General features: G+C 68.9%; 15 protein-coding genes. 7 read left to right on the forward strand and 8 right to left on the reverse strand.

Annotated features, from left to right (window positions below; genetic code table 11):
• Nucleotides 1-65: 65 nt before the first annotated feature.
• The gene (locus tag OG568_RS37240; protein WP_329534721.1) at nt 66-713 is read right to left on the reverse strand and encodes a hypothetical protein; all 648 of its coding nucleotides are present in this window, start codon (nt 711-713) and stop codon (nt 66-68) included.
• Between the two features lie 211 nt (nt 714-924).
• Here OG568_RS37240 and OG568_RS37245 point away from each other — a divergent pair, with 211 nt between their 5' ends.
• A complete protein-coding gene (locus OG568_RS37245; protein ID WP_329534722.1) occupies nt 925-1,719 on the forward strand; it encodes an HAD family acid phosphatase in 795 nt (264 codons plus the stop codon).
• A 3-nt stretch (nt 1,720-1,722) separates the two neighbouring features.
• Here the strand turns inward: OG568_RS37245 and OG568_RS37250 are convergent, their stop codons facing one another.
• Nucleotides 1,723-3,942 (reverse strand): family 43 glycosylhydrolase, encoded by a 2,220-nt coding sequence (locus OG568_RS37250; RefSeq protein ID WP_329534723.1) that lies wholly within the window; start codon nt 3,940-3,942, stop codon nt 1,723-1,725.
• 235 nt (nt 3,943-4,177) lie between these two features.
• Here OG568_RS37250 and OG568_RS37255 point away from each other — a divergent pair, with 235 nt between their 5' ends.
• Nucleotides 4,178-5,335 carry a right-handed parallel beta-helix repeat-containing protein gene (locus tag OG568_RS37255; protein WP_329534724.1) on the forward strand — a complete coding sequence of 386 codons (1,158 nt, stop codon included), beginning with the start codon at nt 4,178-4,180 and terminating at the stop codon, nt 5,333-5,335.
• 91 nt (nt 5,336-5,426) lie between these two features.
• On the opposite strand, the gene OG568_RS37260 is transcribed toward OG568_RS37255, so the two are convergent.
• The 3 genes from OG568_RS37260 to OG568_RS37270 all read right to left on the reverse strand — a co-directional run bounded on the left by OG568_RS37260 (nt 5,427) and on the right by OG568_RS37270 (nt 7,783).
• On the reverse strand, nt 5,427-6,257 hold the full coding sequence (locus OG568_RS37260; protein ID WP_329534725.1) for a pectate lyase: 831 nt from the start codon (nt 6,255-6,257) through the stop codon (nt 5,427-5,429).
• A gap of 99 nt (nt 6,258-6,356) precedes the next feature.
• A complete protein-coding gene (locus tag OG568_RS37265) occupies nt 6,357-7,220 on the reverse strand; it encodes a hypothetical protein (protein ID WP_329534726.1) in 864 nt (287 codons plus the stop codon).
• On the reverse strand, nt 7,217-7,783 hold the full coding sequence (locus OG568_RS37270; protein WP_329534727.1) for a SigE family RNA polymerase sigma factor: 567 nt from the start codon (nt 7,781-7,783) through the stop codon (nt 7,217-7,219). The genes OG568_RS37265 and OG568_RS37270 overlap by 4 nt, the downstream gene beginning before the upstream one ends.
• A gap of 260 nt (nt 7,784-8,043) precedes the next feature.
• Here OG568_RS37270 and OG568_RS37275 point away from each other — a divergent pair, with 260 nt between their 5' ends.
• A complete protein-coding gene (locus tag OG568_RS37275) occupies nt 8,044-9,495 on the forward strand; it encodes an NCS2 family permease (protein ID WP_266415421.1) in 1,452 nt (483 codons plus the stop codon).
• A 98-nt stretch (nt 9,496-9,593) separates the two neighbouring features.
• Here OG568_RS37275 and OG568_RS37280 read toward each other — a convergent pair whose 3' ends face one another.
• The 3 genes from OG568_RS37280 to OG568_RS37290 form a co-directional block, all read right to left on the reverse strand.
• Nucleotides 9,594-11,045, reverse strand: coding sequence for a peptidoglycan D,D-transpeptidase FtsI family protein (locus OG568_RS37280; protein WP_329534728.1), 1,452 nt, complete (start codon nt 11,043-11,045; stop codon nt 9,594-9,596).
• A gap of 79 nt (nt 11,046-11,124) precedes the next feature.
• Entirely contained in the window at nt 11,125-11,595 is a 471-nt protein-coding gene (locus OG568_RS37285; protein WP_266415427.1) for a GNAT family N-acetyltransferase, read from the reverse strand.
• Between the two features lie 2 nt (nt 11,596-11,597).
• Nucleotides 11,598-12,371, reverse strand: a complete 774-nt coding sequence (locus OG568_RS37290) for an IclR family transcriptional regulator (RefSeq protein WP_329534729.1) — start codon at nt 12,369-12,371, stop codon at nt 11,598-11,600.
• Nucleotides 12,372-12,502: 131 nt separating this feature from the next.
• Here OG568_RS37290 and OG568_RS37295 point away from each other — a divergent pair, with 131 nt between their 5' ends.
• From OG568_RS37295 to OG568_RS37310, 4 genes are all read left to right on the forward strand, one after another.
• The gene (locus tag OG568_RS37295) at nt 12,503-14,032 is read left to right on the forward strand and encodes an aldehyde dehydrogenase (NADP(+)) (protein WP_329534730.1); all 1,530 of its coding nucleotides are present in this window, start codon (nt 12,503-12,505) and stop codon (nt 14,030-14,032) included.
• 144 nt (nt 14,033-14,176) lie between these two features.
• Nucleotides 14,177-14,785, forward strand: a complete 609-nt coding sequence (locus tag OG568_RS37300) for a DUF1349 domain-containing protein (protein ID WP_266415434.1) — start codon at nt 14,177-14,179, stop codon at nt 14,783-14,785.
• A gap of 63 nt (nt 14,786-14,848) precedes the next feature.
• The gene (locus tag OG568_RS37305) at nt 14,849-15,355 is read left to right on the forward strand and encodes a GNAT family N-acetyltransferase (RefSeq protein ID WP_329534731.1); all 507 of its coding nucleotides are present in this window, start codon (nt 14,849-14,851) and stop codon (nt 15,353-15,355) included.
• A gap of 78 nt (nt 15,356-15,433) precedes the next feature.
• Nucleotides 15,434-16,153: a DsbA family oxidoreductase gene (locus OG568_RS37310; protein WP_329534732.1), complete on the forward strand. Its 720-nt coding sequence runs from the start codon at nt 15,434-15,436 to the stop codon at nt 16,151-16,153.
• The last annotated feature ends 31 nt before the right edge of the window (nt 16,154-16,184 follow it).

Raw genomic sequence — 16,184 nt, forward strand, 5'->3', positions numbered from 1 at the left:
CCAGAGGGCGACCAGGCCACCCAGCAGGAACACGGCGAGGAGGACCGGCGAGGGGCCGTGCGGGTTCACCGGATCGTCACGGAACTCACGACGGGGCCGTCCTCCGTCGCGGAGGCCACGACGGTGAATGCGCGGTCCGGGAATGTCTCGCTCAGGCACCGGCGCCAGGAAACCGCGATCTCCTCCGCGAGAGCGAGGCCGCCGGCCTCGGATTCGCCGTCTTCCGGAATGTCGATGCACTCCCACAGCCGGAATTCGTTCAACGTGGCCTCGATCGATGTGGCGTCACCCTGCAACTGGTCCTGCCCCGGGAGACGCAACGGGCAGTCGACCGTCGCCTCGTCGTCCTGCGGAGACGGGAAGCCGGTGCCCCAGAGGGGGGTACGCCGTTGCCAGGCCAAGTCCCCGGTCGCCGAGACCAGTTCCGTGGGCGTGCCGACCGGGCGGTGGCTGTCCGGTGCGTAGTCCCAGGTGCTGACGCGGCCGTCCGGTGCGGTCCGCTCGGCCAGGGTGAGATAGCCGTCGGCCCGGTAGGCATAGGTGCGGTGCTGGAGATGGTGGTCCGCTACGGTCGCCCCCGACGTCGACGTCAGGGACTGCGTCGTGGTCCAGCTCTGTGCGAGCGTCACGTCCGCGCCGACACGGCGCTCCGTCTCGCGGCCCGCCGCGTCGTGGGAGAAGGTCAAGGTTCCCGTTGCCGCCAGGTCGTTCATGGCCTCGTGGATGCTCGAGTACGAAGGTGGCCGCCGCGCTCTCTGTCTTCCAGTGCATCGGCGAGTAGGCGTCCCCGAACTCGGGAGACGTCACCCGTGAGTGAGGTCTCGATCGGATAAAGCCTCTCGCATGGCATGCGTGATGCGCGTAGACAGTCCCTGACCTGGTCTGGAATGACCTGGTCACCCATCACTCAGATTCGGAGAATCCATGCGGAAATCCCTCAGAGCGGCAGCCATCGCTGCCGCTTGTGCCGTCGCCGGTGGCGCCCTCTACGGCACGGGCGTCGCCACGGCCGGCCAGTCGACGGCCAACTCGACCCACGAGCCCTACAACATCGGGCTCCTAGTCAAGGACATCGACACCTACTACGGCACCACGCTCGACAGCAACGGCGTGTACCAGGCGTCCAAGGACAGCCAGTACGCCAAGGACCTGTCGCGCCTGGAGTCGGACGCCAAGCGTTACCTCGACAAGGCGGCGCACAAGGCGAAGCACCGGGGCCAGAAGCCCGCCGTCGTCTTCGACATCGACGACACGCTGCTGCTCTCCCTCGACTACGAGAAGAAGACCAACTACACGTACAACTCGGCCTCCTGGGCGGCGTACGTGGCGCAGGCCGACCGTCCGGCCGTCTTCGGCACCCCCGAACTCGTCGCGTACGCCAAGTCCAAGGGTGTCGAGGTCTTCTACAACTCGGGCCTGAAGGAGTCGCAGCGCGTCGACGCGGTCACGAACCTGAAGAAGGTCGGCGCCGACATCAACCTCGACGCCGCCCACATGTTCCTCAAGGACGCGGCCAACCCGCCGGCCTACCTGAGCGCCTGCGCCACGGCCGCCGCCTGGAACTGCACCACCGTGCAGTACAAGTCCGGCACCCGTCAGCACATCGAGTCCCTCGGGTACGACATCGTCGCCAACTTCGGCGACCAGTACTCCGACCTCGACGGCGGCTACGCCGACAAGACGTTCAAGGTCCCGAACCCGACGTACTTCGTCAGCTAGTACTCAGTACTCGGTCCGCACGGGGCGGATCGACCCCAGGGTCGGCACTACCGGTTCGATCGATCCGTCGGCCGCGAACTCCATGCGGTCGATGGTGGTCTCCCGGTGCGTGCCGTCCCCGCCCGCCTTCCCGGGGCCGTTCAGGGCGAACCGGTGGTAGACGATGTACCAGTCGTCGGTGCCGGGGACGTTCACCACGGAGTGGTGTCCGGTGCCCTTGATGCCGTACTCCGGGCGCTTGGACAGGATCGTGCCCCGCTTGGTCCACGGACCGAGCGGGGACGGTCCGGTCGCGTAGGCGACGTGGTAGTCCTCACTGCGGGTGTCGTCCTCGGACCACATGAAGTAGTACGTGCCCTGCCGCTTGACGACGAAGGATCCCTCACGGAAGCCGGGCTGCGTGATGTCCCGCACCTTCGAGGCGTCGAACGACACCATGTCGGCGTTCAGCGGCACCACGTACCCGTGGCCGTTGCCCCAGTACAGGTACGACTGACCGTCGTCGTCCGTGAACACCGCCGGGTCGATCATCTGGCCCGTCAACTGTCCCTTGGCGACAAGGGGTTTGCCCAGCGCGTCCTTGAAGGGACCGGCCGGGGAGTCGGCCACCGCCACGCCGATCTGCTGCTCGGCACAGAAGTAGAAGTAGTACTTGCCGTCGCGTTCGGCGATCGCCGGGGCCCAGGCGTTCTTGTCCGCCCAGGACACATCGGGTCCCAGGTCCAGGATCACACCGTGGTCCTTCCAGTGGACCAGGTCCTTCGACGAGTACGCCTTGAAGCTCGTCCCGCTCCAGCCCGCGTAGCCGTCCGTCGTCGGATAGATCCAGTACTGGCCGTCGAGGTAATGGACGTCCGGATCGGCGTTGAGGCCGGGCAGGACCGGGCTGCGGGTGGGTACCGCCTCCACCGTCCAGGTCCGGCTCGTCCCGTCCGGGGCCGTCACGGTGTACGTGCGCGGGGTGCGGAAGTCCCGGTGTGTGCCCGAGGCCGGGCTGATCTTCGCGCCCGCGCCGACCGCGAGGGTGGGGGCGAGGTGCCTGAGGTCCGCGTCCGGCTTCATCGGCAGGACGACCTTCGAGGCCGACTCGGTGACGATCGCGTACCCGTTCTGGCCCTTCGCGGTCGCGTCCACGACCGACGTGCCGGTCACCGGGTAGGCGGCCAGCAGGCGGTCGTACTCCGCCTGGGTCACGGGCATCACCGTGCCGTGCCGGGGGCTGGCCGGCAACTGGTAGTTGGTCGACATGGTCCACTTGCCCGAGTCGAGGTCGGTCGTCTCGAAGGGGACGTAACCGCGGCTGCCGTACTCGTCGATGAACAGGTACCACTTGTTCTCGGTGTTGGACTTGAAGACCGTCGGGCCCTCGCCGCGGTCGATCGAGCCGCTGCCGATGCAGTCCGAGACGAAGTCGTACGTGGTGCTGGTCAGCGAGGTCGACTTCTCGCCGGTGATGAACTTCGAGCAGGGGCTGGAGGAGCTCGGATCGCGCTCGTCCTTGGTGTAGCGGTAGTAACTGCCCTTGTTCTTGATGACCGTCGAGTCGATCACCGAGTAGCCCGGGTCGTCCCAGACCTTCGGTTCGCTGAAGGTGCGGAAGTCCTTCGTGGTGGCGTACAGCATCTTGTTGTACGTCGATCCGGTGTGGTCCGGGTCGTCGTCGGCGTACAGCTTGGACGCCCAGAAGACGACGTACTCACCGAGGGAGTCGTCCCAGTAGGCCTCCGGCGCCCAGGTGTTGCCCGCGTTGTCGGGGGCGACCTTCACCAGGCGCTGGTCGGTCCAGTGCACCAGGTCGGTGGACTCCCAGATCATGATGGATCTGCTGCCGTGCCGCTGCACGTAGTCCCAGCTGCCGCTGGAGTTCTGGTACATCTTCAGGTCGGTGGCGATGAGGAAGAACTTGTCGCCCTTGGGGGAGCGGATCACGAACGGGTCGCGCAGGCCCTTCTCGCCGACGGTGGAGGTCAGGACGGGCCGGCCCGCGTTCAACTCCCGCCAGTGCAGCGGGTCGTTGCCGCGGCTGAGGGCGTAGCGGATCTGCTCGCCGTCGGCGGTGCCCTCGCCGGTGAAGTAGGCGAAGAGATAGCCGGCGTACTTGGGTTCGTTCACGTGCGGTGCTCCCGAAGGTGACGGTGACGCGGGGCTCGGTGGGGCGGCCAGCAGGCCCAGGAGGAGCGCGAGGACGGGGATCAGGAGCGCGCGGGCGGTGCGGCGTCGCATGACACATCCTGTCGGAGTCTGGTGGATTCTGTGGGGGAAGCGCTCTCGGAGTGTTGCCAGTGGGGGACAGCGCGTCAATTGATGAAGGTGGCACGACGGCCAGCGAAAGTTTCGACCTCTTTCGTGAGCCCTCGGCAACTTTTCCCGCCACGGCGGCGACCAGGCAGCAGAAGCGGGCCGAAGCGGCCCCTCCGGCCCGCTTCGTCTCCCGTCCCCCCAGGAAAGGAACGCCCCCGTGCTTGTGAGCACCGGACGCCACCGCAGGACTCGTACGCTCTCGATCGCCGCCGCGGTGGCCGTCGCCGCGGGGGCGGGTGGCGTCTACCTCGGCCTCGCGAACAACGGCTCGGCGCAGGCGGCCGGCACCACGGTCACCGTGTCCACCACCGCGCAGCTCCAGACGGCCGTCGCCGATGCCGCCGCGGGCACGACCATCCAGGTGCGCGGCGGCACGTACTACCCGACGGCCACGCTGAAGTCGACGGCGAACGGCACCGGTTCCGCGCGGATCACGCTCACCGCGTACGGCAGCGAGAAGGTGAGGATCGACGGCTCCAAGCTGCCCGCCGGCTCCTGGCTGGCCGGGATCTACGGCGACTACTGGACCGTCCAGAACATCACCTGGCAGAACTCGCCCGCCCAGGGCTTCGTCGCCACCTCCTCCGTCGGCGGAGTCTTCAAGAACCTCGTCACCGCGAACAACGGCGACTCGGGCTTCACGCTGCGCGGCGACGGCACGACCGGCAACCTCGTGCAGAACCTGGACAGTTACGGCAACTACGACGCCGCCAACCACGGCCAGAACGCCGACGGGATCGCCATCAAGTTCGGCTCAGGCACCGGCAACAAGGTCACCGGCGCGCGCCTCTACAACAACGCGGACGACGGCCTCGACCTCTGGCAGTTCTCCTCGCCGATCACCATCGAGCACTCGTGGTCGTACGGCAACGGCAAGAACCGCTGGAACGACTCCGCCTTCGAGGGCAACGGCAACGGCTTCAAGCTCGGCGGCGGCGGAGCCTCGGTCGCCCATGTCGTGAACAACGACGCCGCCTGGGACAACGCGGGCAACGGCTTCACCGAGAACTCCAACACCGGTGCCATCGTCCTCAACCGCAACACCGCTTACGCCAACACCGACGCGGGCTTCTTCTTCGCGACGGGCAAGGCGCGGCTGGCCAGGAACCTCGCGGTGAGCAACAAGGGGGGCCTGGACAAGCTCGGCTCCGCCACGGTCTCCGCGGCCAACAACTGGGACAGCGGCACCTCGACGCCGTCCTTCAGGTCGACGGACGCGACCACGGCGTACGGGGCCCGCTCGTCGAGCGGTTCGCTGCCGGCGACCACGTTCCTGACGACGGGCTCGACGACCATCGGCTCGACCATGAACTGACGCACGAGGGAAGGAAGACGCCCCCGCCGGTCGTCACCGGCGGGGGCGTTCCTCTGTCTGGCTCCGAGGGGGGCTCAGGCCAGCAGATCCCTTACTTGTACGTGATGTCAGATGACGTGAACCTGCAAAAGGTTCCGTCCGCGCCGGTGCCGATCTCGGTGGGCTCCTTGCCGGTGCTGTTGCCCTTGAAGCGCACGCAGGTCTTGAGCTTCTTCTTCGTGTCACCGGTGACACGGATCTTCGACAGCGTCGCCGTGTCACCGAAGTTGGAGTTGATGCCGACCAGCGCCTTGCCCGGGGCGGTCGCGTCGATGTCGCTGAGCACGATCGTGCGCTTGTACTGCGTCTTGCAGTTGCCGCAGGAGCGCGCCAGCTTGCCGAAGTTCTCCACGTGGAAGCCGCTGATGGAGAGCTTGCCGGCGCCGTTGAACTGGAACACCTTGTCGGAGGCCTTCTGCGCGCCACCGCCGATGACGGTGTACCGCGCGGACGACGACTTGCCCTTGAAGGTGGCCGCGTCCTCGCCGACGTCCAGCCACCACACGTTCTGCAGCGTGCAGCTGCCCAGACAGTGGACGCCGTCGGCGGCCGGGGTGCCGATGATGACGTTCTTGAGGACCGCGCCGTCCTTCAGCTCGAAGACCGGGCCCTGGTTCTCCGACTGGTCGGAGGTGCCGAGAGAGCCGCTGCCGAAGAACTTCGTCAGCTTGCCGTCGTAGGTGCCCGAGACCGAGATCGTCTTCGAGACGGCCTTGCTGCCGCTGGCCGTCGGCCAGACGGAACTCGCGCCCGCCGTGCTCAGCAGCGACGTCGTGACGAGCGCGGCCCCGGTGATGCCGAGGGCGGTGACGCCACCGATCACGGTCCGCCGCCCGGTGAGGCGACGACGGTGCCGGACGCGCTGTTCAACTCGTGCAGTCATGAAGCGGACTTCCTTGCGGGAAGGGGACGTGTTCGTCTCCTGGTCGCCGCGGGTGAGGAAAGGGTTGCCGCCGTCCGCAGGTTTTTTCGAGGGGATTTTCTACGAGTCGCCGTCGGTGCCGCTCGTGGCGGCGAAGTCGCCCGCCACCGACAGTGTGCCGTCGGTGGTCCTCGCGTCCGCCGAGTAGCGGTCGTCCTTGGCGTCCCGGCCGCCGCGGGTGTGGTTGTACTGGCCCGCGAAGACCCACTGGCCGGCCGCGAGGGTGTGACCGTCCTTGAGTACCCAGGTGTAGACGAGGAAGCCGTCCTTCTCGGCGACCGTCGTCGTGAAGTCGCTCTCGGGTGCCGAGCGCCAGGAGCCCGCGTCGCTGACCTCGCCGGTCTGCCTGATCTTCAACTCGACGGTGAGCGAAGTGAGTTTGCCGGCGTTCTTCAGGGTCACGTCGCTCTGCGCCCAGAAGTCGTTGCTGTGCGGATCGACCGAGCCGTCGGACCACAGCGAGCCGTCCTGGTCGCCCGAGGCGGGCGCCTTGGGCGCGGCGGGCGAGGACTTCGCGGCCGAGGGGGTGTCCGAGGGAGAGGCGCTCGCCCTGCCGGACGGCTTCGCGGCGCCCGAGGTGTGCGAGGGGTGCGGCACGACGGGCGCGCGGCTCGTCGCGTCCGGGGAGACGACCGGGGTCGGCGAGACCGCGACCGTCTGCTGCGGCGGGCTGTTCTCCTGCACCGCCGCGGCCACCCAGTAGCCGCCGACCGCGAGGACGCCCGCGACTGCGGCCGTGGCGCCCGCGACCCGCGCCCAGCCGAGCACCGGCCCACGCGCCGCGCGCCGGGGACGACGCTCGGAGGCGCCGGACATCCCGCGCTCGACCCGGGCCAGGATGCGCGCGCGGTCGGGCTCGTGCGCCTCGGCCGCCTCGTGCAGCCTGGCGCGCAGCTCGTCGGGCACGTCCTGCGCCTTCCTCATCGGTCCCTTCCTCCGGCTCCACCCGTGGGCAGCACACCGGCGTGCACCCGCATCGGCGCCTCGTCGGTGCCGAGGAGCCGCTTCAGTTCGGCCATGCCCTTCGACGTCTGGGACTTAACCGTACCCACGGAAACACCGAGGGCGAGCGCCGTGTCCTTCTCCGAGAGGTCGAAGGCGTGCCGAAGCACGACACACGCGCGCTTACGGAACGGCAGCCGGCGCAGCGCCTCCTGGACATCGATCTTCCCCGCTATGTCGGGGTTCTCGGTCTTGTCCTCGCGCTGCGACCAGAACAGTGTGATCCGTCTGCGCTCGCGCACCGCGCCGCGGATCCGGGTGCGGGCCAGGTTCGCGACGACACCGCGGGCGTAGGCCACCGGGTGGTCGGCCGCGCGCACCCGGTCCCAGCGGTGCCACAGCGCGAGCAGCGCGTCGGCCGCCAGGTCGTCGGCGGCGTCCGCCTCGCCGGTCAACAGATGGGCGAAACGGGCGAGTTCGGCGTGGTGCCGCTCGAAGAAGGCGTGGAACTCCACGGAGGCTGCGTCGTCGACGACAGTGCCCACGGGATACCTCTCCTTGCTGCGGCTTTTGAGCGACCCGTGCGGGTGCGTGCGTATACGGCCCCGTGCGCCACCCGTGAAGAAATGGTGCCCCTGTGGGGCGAGATGCGTGAGCGTACCAGCGATCCGTACAGGGCTTCGAACAGCGTATGGCGGGCCGAACTTGATTCCGTAACACGGTGAAAACCTGAAAGCGGTTCAACGCGGGAACAATCCAGCCAGCATCCGCACACCCAGCACGCAGGTCACAAGGAGTATCAGCCATGTCCGAATCGCAGAAGGTGGCCGACCGGCCAAGTGCCGTGCCACCAGCGGCGAACAGCGTCGACCGGTTCTTCAGAATCTCCGAACGGGGCTCCACCTTCGGCCGGGAGATACGTGGCGGATTCGCCACGTTCTTCACCATGGCCTACATCCTTGTCCTGAACCCGATCATCCTCGGGAGCGCCAAGGACAAGTTCGGCCACCAGCTCGACAGCGCCCAACTCGTCACGGCCACCGCCCTGGTGGCCGCGGTGATGACCGTCATCATGGGCGTGGGCGGCAATCTGCCCCTCGCGATCGCCGCGGGCCTCGGCCTGAACGCCGTCGTCGCCTTCCAGATCGCCCCGCTGATGAGCTGGCCCGACGCGATGGGCCTGGTGGTCATCGAAGGCGTGATCATCTGCGTACTGGTGCTCACCGGACTGCGCGAAGCCGTCATGAACGCCATCCCGCAACCGCTGAAGCACGCCATCGGTGTGGGCATTGGACTCTTCATCGCCTTCATCGGCTTCGTGGACGCCGGTTTCGTCAGCCGCATCCCGGATGTCGCGAACACCACCGTGCCGGTGCAGTTGGGCGCGACCGGTTCGCTGACCGGCTGGCCCGTGCTGGTCTTCTGTCTCGGCGTGCTGCTCACCATCGGACTGATGGCACGCAAGGTCAAGGGCGCCATCCTGATCAGCATCGTGACGATGACCGTGGTCGCCGTGATCATCAACTCGGCCGCGGACATCAAGAGTTGGGGCCTGACCACGCCGAAGATCCCCTCCGATGTGGTGGCCACCCCGGACTTCGGCCTCGTCGGTCACTTCAGTCTGTTCGGCGGCTTCGGCGAGACCGGCGCCCTGACCGTCGTCCTGCTGATCTTCACCCTGATCCTGTCGGACTTCTTCGACGCCATGGGCACGATCGTCGGCATCAGCGCCGAGGCCGGACTGCTCGACGAGGAGGGCAAGGTGCCCGGCATCGGCCGGGTGCTGTTCATCGACGGCGCCGCGGCGGTCGCGGGCGGCGCGGCCTCCGCCTCGTCCAACACCGCCTACATCGAGTCCGCCGCCGGCGTCGGCGAGGGTTCGCGCACCGGCTTCTCGAACCTGATCACCGGCGGCATGTTCGCCCTCGCCCTGTTCCTGACCCCGCTGCTCACCATCGTTCCGCTCCAGGCGGCCGCCCCCGCCCTGGTCGCGGTCGGCTTCCTGATGATGACGCAGGTCAAGCACATCGAATGGGACAACTACGAGATCGCGATCCCCGCGTTCCTGACCATCGCGGCGATGCCGTTCACGTACTCGATCACCAACGGCATCGGGGCCGGCTTCGTCGCCTACGTCGTGATCAAGGCGGTGCTCGGCAAGATCCGCGAGGTCCACTGGCTGCTGTGGGCCGTGTCGGCGCTGTTCCTGGTGTACTTCGCGATCGATCCCGTGAGGCAACTGTTCGGCGTGAAGTGACCGTACGGCCGTGGCGTGATCGTACGGCCGTGAAGTGACCGTACGAAGGAAGGGCCGCCCCCAGGGGTGCGGGGCGGCCCTTCGTCGTGCGCGGTGCCTCAGTTCTTCAGCGCCGCCCGCATCATGGCCTTGGCCACCGGCGCCGCCAGGCCGTTGCCGCTGACCTCGGACCTCGCCGCGTCGGACTGCTCGACGATGACCGCCACGGCGACCTCCTTGCCGTTCGAGTCGGACTTCGCGTACGACGTGAACCAGGCGTACGGCGTCTTGCTGTTCTTCTCGCCGTGCTGGGCCGTACCCGTCTTGCCGCCCACGGTCGCACCGGAGATCTTCGCGTTCGTGCCGGTGCCCTCGGTGACGACCGTCTGCATCGCGGACTGGAGCTGCTCGGCGGTCGTCGAGCTGACGATCTCCTTGGTCTCGGTGCTGTCGTCGTAGTTCTTCACGACATCGCCGCTCGCGTCACTGGTCTGCGACACCATGTGCGGCGAGACCAGCTTGCCGCCGTTGGCGATGGCGGCCGACACCATGGCCATCTGCAGCGGGGTCGCCGTGACGTCGTACTGGCCGATGCCGGTCAGCGCCGTGGACGACTCGTCCATGTCCGAGGGGTAGACGCTCGGGTACGCCCGTACCGGCACGTCCTGCGAGTTGTCGTTGAAGCCGAACTTCTCCGCCATCGCCTTGACCTTGTCCTGCCCGAGGTCGACGGCCATCTTCGCGAAGACGTTGTTGCACGAGTACTGCAGCGCCACCCGGATCGAGGCGTTCTTGCAGGGCGCGGAGGCGCTCTCGTTCGACAGGTCGGTCCTCGTGTTCGGCAGCGTGTACGGGTTCGGGCTGTCCGTGCCGGCGTCCACGTCCTTGTACAGCCCGTCCTCCAGCGCCGCCGCGGCGACCACCAGCTTGAACGTCGACCCCGGGGGCAGCGGCTGGCGCAGCGCCCGGTTGGTCATCGGCTTGTCCGCGTCCTTCGTCAGCTTCGTCCAGGCGGCGGAGTCACCGGCGCTCAGCTGCGAGGGGTCGTACGACGGAGTGGAGACGACCGCGAGGATCTTCCCGTTCGTCGGGTCGATCGCGACGGCCCCGCCCTTCTTGCTGCCGAGCGCCGCGTACGCCGCCTTCTGCACGTCCGGGTCGATGGTCGTGACCACGTCACCAGGGCTGGCGCGCTTGTCGGTGATCGTGTCCAGGGGGTTCTTCAGCTGGGTGTCCGTACCGTCGAGCAGATTCTTGTAGACGCCCTCCAGCTGGGTGGCCCCGAACACCTGGGAGCTGTAGCCCGTGACCGCCGCGTACAGACTGCCGTCGGTGTACGTCCGCTTGTACTTGAGGTCGCTGCCCTTCGTCTGCGCGGAGCCGGTGATCGACCGGCCGGCCACGATGATGTTCCCGAGCGGGTTCGCGTACTGCTCGATCGCGTTCCGTCGGTTGTGCTTGTCGTCCGCGAGTGCCTGGCCGTCGTAGAACTGCACCCAGGTCGCCCTGATCAGCAGGGAGAGCACGAGCAGCAGAGTGAAGACGGCGGCACGCCTGATCGTCTTGTTCATCCCGCCCAGAAGGACGGCGGGCGGGAGTGAAACGTTCCCTTCCGCCCGTATTTCTCATACGCCCTTCATGAAGCCCGGCTCAGCCCTGAAGGGTGAGGACGACCTCGTCCGTCTCCTCGCCGCGGGCGTGTGCGTACCCCCGGTCGTTCGCGGTCACCCGGAATCCGCACTTCTCCAGGACCCGCCGCGACCCCGCGTTGTCGCTCGCCGCCCGTGCGTACAGCGGGCGCTCGGGCACCACGGCCAGCAGGTCCCGCAACGCGGCCGTCGCGATGCCCCGGCCCCAGTACGCCCGGTCGATCCAGTAGGTGACCTCGCGCTCGCCGGGCTCCCCGTACACCGCGGCGCTGCCCACGACATCGCCGTCCGCGAGGATCGTGCGCAGGACGGCGGACGAGGCGCGCACACGCTTCCAGTGGGCGTCGAAGGCGTCCCGGTCGGCCGGGTCCTCGGGGGTGAACGCGGCCATCCGGAGGGACTCGGGGTCGTTCATCTGCCGGTAGAAGACCGGCAGGTCGCTGTCGTGGACCGGGCGGAGCGCGATCTCCATGGTCAGAGCCTCCGGGTCGCGAGCGTCAGCCGGTCGCGGGCGTCGAACAGGGCGTCCTTGACCATCTGCTCGTGCGCGGGGGTGAGCCGGGCCACCGGGACCGAGCAGCTGATCGCGTCCCGGGCGGGGGTGCGGTAGGGGATCGCGACGCCGAAGCAGCGCAGCCCCAGCGTGTTCTCCTCGCGGTCCACGGCGAAACCCTGTTCCCGGACCTGGTGCAGCTCCTCGACGAGCTTCTCCCGGTCGGTGATCGTGTGCTCGGTCAGGGCGGGGAGCGTCTCGGGCAGCATCTTGCGGACCTGCTCGTCGGTGTGGGTGGCGAGGAGCGCCTTGCCTAGCGAGGTCGAGTGCGCGGGGAGCCGGCGGCCCACCCGGGTGAAGGGGCGCAGGTAGTGCTGCGACTGGCGGGTGGCCAGGTACACGACGTTCGTGCCGTCCAGACGCGCCAGGTGGATGGTCTCCGTGGTGTCGTCGGAGAGCCGGTCCAGGGTCGGGCGGGCCGCGGCGACCACCTCGTCGCCGTCGATGTAGGAGGTGCCGACCAGCAGGGCCCGCACACCGATGCCGTACCGCGTGCCCGTCGCGTCCGTCTCGACCCAGCCGAGCTCCACAAGGGTGCGCAGCAGCATGTAGAGGCTGGATTTCGGATAACCGACGGCCTCCTGGACCGCCGCCAGGGAGTGCATACCGGGCCGGCCCGCGAAGTACTCGAGCAATTCCACGGTCCGTACCGCGGACTTGACCTGCGCTCCGCCGCCTGTCTCGCCTGCCGACATCGCCCTTGACCCCCTTGTTCGACTGGAAATAGTCTCCGCATCATATTCACCATCAGAGACAGCGTTCAGTATATCGAACACCGCTGGTGAGTGACACGAGAACTACGGCATTACATCTGGAGGGACCCGCGGTGGCAGCAGCACCAGTCTGGAGTGTCGACCCCCGTACCGGGAAGCAGCGCGAGCAGGTTGCGGTGGAGGCTACAGCCCAGGAGGTCGACGAGGCTGTCCGTGCCGCGCACGCCGCCCGGGGATCCCTCGCCGACCGCACCGTGCGCGCCGCCTTCCTGAGGACCGCCGCGGACCTGCTCGAAGCGGCCAAGGAACAGCTCGTCGAGGCCGCCGACGCGGAGACCGCCCTCGGCCCGGTCCGGCTCACCGGCGAACTCGCCCGCACCTGCTACCAGCTGCGGGCCTTCGGCGGCATCGTCGACGAGGGCGCGTTCCTCGACGTCGTCATCAACCACCCCGACGACACGGCGGCCCCGCCGATCCCGGACCTGCGCCGCTACAAGGTGCCGCTGGGTGTCGTCGCCGTCTACTCCGCCTCGAACTTCCCCTTCGCGTTCTCCGTCGCCGGCGGCGACACCGCGAGCGCGCTGGCGGCCGGCTGCCCGGTCGTGGTCAAGGCGCACCCCGACCACCCGGCGCTCTCCGAGCTGGTCGCGGCCGTACTGCGACGCGCCGCCGCCCAGCACGACATCCCGGCCGGTGTCGTCGGCCTCGTGCACGGCTTCGAGGCGGGCGTCGAGCTGGTCAAGCACCCGCTGATCGCGGCGGCCGGGTTCACCGGTTCCGTCCGCGGCGGCCGTGCCCTCTTCGACGCGGCGGCCGCGCGCCCCGCGCCGATCCCCTTCCACGGCGAGCTGGGCTCCCTCAACCCCGTCTTGATCACCGAGGCCGCGGCGGCCGAGCGCGGCGAGGCGATCGGCGCCGGGCTCGCGGGCTCGATGACGCTGGGCGTCGGCCAGTTCTGCGTGAAGCCGGGCCTGGTCCTGGCCCCCGCGGGCGCGGCGGGCGACCGCCTGGTGAAGTCCCTGACCGACGCCGTCAGCGACACCGACGCGGGCGTCCTGCTGGACCACCGCATGCGCGACAACTTCATCGCGGGTGTCGCCGAGCGGGCCGAACTCCCCGACGTGGAGTCGCCGGTGACCCCCGGTGCGGGCGGCGAGCACACGGTGAGCCCCGGCTTCCTGACCGTGCCCGCGCACAAGCTCGCCACCGAGGGCGAGCACGACCTGCTCCTGGAGGAGTGCTTCGGCCCGCTCACGGTCGTCGCCCGCTACGAGGACGAGTCCGAGGCCAGCGCGGTCCTCTCCCGTCTCCCCGGCAACCTCACCGCGACCGTGCAGCTGTCGACGGAGGAGACGGCGGGCGAAGGCCGCGGCGCGGAGATCCTCGCCGAGCTGACGCCCCTCGCCGGGCGCGTCTTGGTCAACGGCTGGCCCACCGGTGTCGCCGTCGCCCCCGCCCAGCACCACGGCGGTCCCTACCCCGCGACGACCTCGACCTCCACGTCGGTCGGCGGTACGGCGATCGAGCGCTGGCTGCGGCCGGTGGCGTACCAGAACACGCCGGAGGCGCTTCTGCCGCCGGAGCTGCGGGACGACAATCCGCTGGGGCTGCCGCGACGTTACGACGGTCACCTGGAGCGGTAGCGCTCCGCGGGCAGCGCCGTTGGGGTTGTGGTTGTTCGCGGGCTGCGGGCTCGCCGTGGTTGATCGCGCCCACGCGGCGAAGCCGCATGTGTCACAGCCCCGCGCCCCTTCGGGGCGCGGGAGCGGACCTGAGAGACTCGGTGAATGGACGTCGAACTTCCCGAACTTCCCTTCCCTCTCCGCACCTACGGGCCTGACGGGCACTGGTCGCACGAGGACGGGATCCTCACCGGCTGGGCCGGCCCCCGCCAGGACCGTTTCGTACCGCCCACCGACGAGGCACTGGACCCCGCCTCCGACGCGCCCCGCCTCCTGGGGGCGCCGGAGGGGGACTTCCAGCTGATCGCCCGCGTCACGGTCGGCTTCGGCGCGGCCTTCGACGCGGGGGTCCTCTACGTCCATGTGGGGGAACGGGCCTGGGCGAAGCTCTGCCTGGAGTACTCCCCGGACGTGCCCACCGTCTGCACGGTGGTCACCCGGGGGCACTCCGACGACGCCAACTCCTTCACCGTGGACGGCAGTTCCGTCTGGCTGCGGATCAGCCGCACGGGGCGGGCGTTCGCCTTCCACGCCTCCCGCGACGGCAAGCGCTGGACCTTCATCCGCCTCTTCACCCTGGGTGACGAGAAGGAGACCTCCGACGCGCTCGTCGGTTTCATGACGCAGTCGCCGATGGGGGAGGGGTGCGTGGTGACGTACGACGGCATCGAGTTCCGCCCGAACTGGCCCCAGGACCTGAGAGACGGCAGCTGACCGCGGGTGGGGGGCCGGCCGCGCGGCGGGAACCGTGGCCACCTCCACCACGTCTTCCGCTGCATGATCAGCACTCCCCACACCGCGGGCCCCCTCGTCATCAGAAGCGCGCTGCCCAGCGAGGCCGCCACCATCACCGACCTGCACGTCCGGGCCCGTTCCACGTACTACCCGGACGGTCTGCCCTTCGGTGACGTCGACTGGGTCGCGGCATGGCGGGGCAGCATCGAGCGTCCCGAGACCCACGTCCTGTGCGCGGTACGCGACGGACACCTGGTGGGCATCGCCTCCTTCCGCACGGACGACGACGCGCCCACCGACACCGTGAAGCTCTTCCAGTTCCACGTCGATCCCGACTGCTGGCGCCAGGGCATCGGCCGGGAACTGCACGCGGCCTGCCTCGAACAGTGGCGGGCCGACGGCAAGCGCACGGCCACCCTCGACGTGCACGTCGACAACGCCCGCGCCCAGGCCTTCTACGCCGGTCAGGGCTGGGTCCCGGACCCGGAGAACCCGCCCGCCGAGGGTGATCACCACCTCTACCTGCGGTACGCCGTCGCCGGGGAATGAAAACGGCCGTTTGAACGTTCACATACTCCTGCCCCTCGGAGGGGCCCGTATCCGTACGACCTGGAGAGAGCCGAAGACATGCGCGTCGAGATCTGGTCGGATATCGCTTGTCCCTGGTGTTACGTCGGAAAGGCGCGCTTCGAGAAGGCGCTGGACGCCTTCCCGCACCGTGACGAGGTCGAGGTCGTGCACCGCTCCTTCGAGCTGGACCCCGGTCGCGCCAAGGGCGACATCCAGCCCGTGATCAAGATGCTGACCAAGAAGTACGGCATGAGTGAGGCGCAGGCGCAGGCCGGCGAGGAGAACCTGGGCACGCAGGCCGCCGCCGAGGGCCTGGACTACCGGACCCGGGACCGCGACCACGGCAACACCTTCGACATGCACCGCCTCCTCCACTTCGCCAAGGAGCGGGGACGTCAGGACGAGCTGATCGGCCTGCTGTACAAGGCGAACTTCGCCGAGGAGCGGACGGTCTTCAACGACGACGAGCGGCTCGTCGAGCTGGCCGTCGCCGCCGGGCTCGACGCCGACGCGGCCCGCGAGGTGCTGGCCGACCCGAAGGCGTACGCCGACGAGGTGCGCGCCGACGAGCGCGAGGCCGCCGAGCTCGGCGCGAACGGTGTGCCGTTCTTCGTCCTGGACCGCAAGTACGGCGTCTCCGGCGCCCAGCCCGCCGAGGTCTTCGCGCAGGCACTGACCCAGGCGTGGGGCGAGCGCCCGCCGGTGAAGCTGATCCCGAGCGGTTCCGCCGACGCGGAGGTCTGCGGCCCGGACGGATGCGCCGTACCGCAGCCGTGAGCGCGTCCGGCACAGCGGTGAAAGCGCAGGT

The sequence above is a fragment of the Streptomyces sp. NBC_01450 genome, from assembly GCF_036227505.1.
Taxonomy (GTDB): Bacteria; Actinomycetota; Actinomycetes; order Streptomycetales; family Streptomycetaceae; genus Streptomyces.